The sequence below is a fragment of the Mesorhizobium sp. M7A.F.Ca.US.006.04.2.1 genome (genome assembly GCF_004022915.1).
Taxonomy (GTDB): domain Bacteria; phylum Pseudomonadota; class Alphaproteobacteria; order Rhizobiales; family Rhizobiaceae; genus Mesorhizobium; species Mesorhizobium ciceri.
Window position 1 is genome coordinate 1 of the sequence record NZ_RZQA01000982.1, and the last position, 2,097, is coordinate 2,097.

At 61.6% G+C, this 2,097-nt stretch carries 1 protein-coding gene, 1 tRNA gene and 1 pseudogene; 2 read left to right on the top strand and 1 reads right to left on the bottom strand.

All coding sequences use genetic code 11. The annotated features are described in order from the left end of the window. Positions 1 to 209 (bottom strand): annotated as a pseudogene (locus EN925_RS33135) (D-alanyl-D-alanine carboxypeptidase); the annotation flags it as partial. Positions 210 to 422: 213 nt separating this feature from the next. Here EN925_RS33135 and EN925_RS33140 point away from each other — a divergent pair. Beyond that, on the top strand, positions 423 to 1,586 hold the full coding sequence (locus EN925_RS33140; protein ID WP_013529349.1) for a M20 aminoacylase family protein: 1,164 nt from the start codon (positions 423 to 425) through the stop codon (positions 1,584 to 1,586). A gap of 83 nt (positions 1,587 to 1,669) precedes the next feature. Then, positions 1,670 to 1,746, top strand: a tRNA-Arg gene (locus tag EN925_RS33145). Positions 1,747 to 2,097: the final 351 nt, after the last annotated feature.

Sequence of the window (2,097 nt, forward strand, 5' to 3'; positions counted from 1 at the left end):
CCGGCCGAGATCGCCAGAAAGGTGACGTAAGCGGTCATCAGCTTGCTCAGCGACGCCGGATACCAGCGCTTGAACGCATCCTGATGCTGCAGGATCTTGCCGCTGCCGAGGTCGAACACGACCACCGGATTGGCCAGCGCCGGCCCGGCCACAACCGACAGCGCGATTGTGCCAGCCGAGAATAGTTTGAGGAAATGCCTGTACCGCATGATCAAATCCGAAATCGCCTCTTGCCGTAGTCGCCCCTGGCTCCGTAAGATTTCATTACGCGATCGCCAGCATATGGTCCGACCCTCAAAAACCGGACCCCATTGTTGCGGTGCTATTTACTCTATGTGACGCCAAGATGGCAAAGTGCCTGGCGATCACAATTGCAAGGCAGCGGCCAACACCCGCCGTCCCAACAGCGAGATGGAACCATCATGCCAATCCTGAACCGTGCCGCCGAAATGCAGGACGAAGTTGCCGGCTGGCGCCAGCATCTGCACCAGACGCCAGAACTGAACTTCGACGTCTTCAAGACCGCCGCCTTCGTCACCGAAAAGCTGAAGGCCTTCGGCTGCGACGATGTGGTCACCGGGCTCGGCAAGACCGGCGTGGTCGGCATCATCCGCGGCCGCCAGGGCGAAGGCCCCACCATCGGCCTGCGCGCCGACATGGACGCGCTGCCGCTCAACGAGATATCAGGAAAGCCCTACGCCTCGACCATCCCCGGCAAGATGCATGCCTGCGGCCATGACGGCCACACGGCGATGCTGCTGGGTGCGGCCAAATACCTCGCCGAGACGCGCAACTTCACCGGTTCGGTGGCGGTGATCTTCCAGCCGGCCGAAGAGGGCGGCGGCGGCGGCAACGAGATGGTCAAGGACGGCATGATGGAGCGTTTCGACATCTCCAGGGTGTTCGGCATGCACAACATGCCGGGCCTGCCTGTCGGGCAGTTCGCCATTCGCCCGGGCCCGATCATGGCGGCGACCGCCGAATTCACCATCACCGTGCGCGGCAAGGGTGGCCACGCGGCGATGCCGCACGGCACGATCGACCCGATCGTCATCACCAGCCAACTGGTCGGCGCCTTGCAGACGATCGCCTCGCGCAGCACCGATCCGGTCGAGGCCGTGGTGGTGTCGGTGACCAAGTTCCACGCCGGCGATGCCTACAACATCATCCCCGAAACCGCCGAAATCGCCGGCACCGTGCGCACCTTGCGAAAAGAAATCGCCAAGAAGTCCGAAGAGCGCATCCGCAGCATTTGCGACGGGCTGGCGACCGCGTTCGGGGCCAGGATCGAGGTCGACTACCAGGCGAATTACCCCGTGACCTTCAACCACGCGGAAGAGACGGTGTTTGCCGGTGACGTCGCGATGAGTGTCGCCGGCGACGCCCATGTCCACCGCGGCATCCAGCCGGTGATGGGCGGCGAGGATTTCTCCTACATGCTCGAAGCCCGCCCCGGCGCCTTCATCTTCATCGGCAATGGTGATACCGCCGGCCTCCACAACCCGGCCTACGATTTCAACGACGAGGTCATCCCGCACGGCATGAGCTACTGGGTGAAACTGGCTGAAACCGCGCTGGCCGCCTGACAGCGGCAGCGCAAAGCCGGCCGAATTGCCTTCGGCCGGCCTCTTGGCGAAACGATCCGAAGCGGCTATGTGTCTGGCCGCGTGGTCCCGTAGCTCAGTAGGATAGAGCGGCAGATTCCTAATCTGTAGGTCACAGGTTCGATTCCTGTCGGGATCACCATGCTTTGCATCAGCTTAGCAAATTGACGTCGTACTTTTCGCGAAACAGTACGACGAATTCTAATCTCGGCGGGAATGCATCACCGAACAAGGAACGATCAGCTTCGCTACGAAGAGCGGGCACTACAATGGCCCTTTCGTCTGGCCGAAGGCTGCCTGCAGGATCATTAGGAGCTGATGGTTGACCGTGGTGCGCTGTGACCTAGCTTAAAGTTCATGATGGACAGTCCTAAGCCCGGAAATGGCGAATTGTCCGCACCGGCGAACTCTCGCGAGGTTGCTATGCAGAGGCGCAAACCGGCGTTTCAGAGCCCTGCATGCGTCCTTGGTCGGCCATTGCCCGCTACGGAAT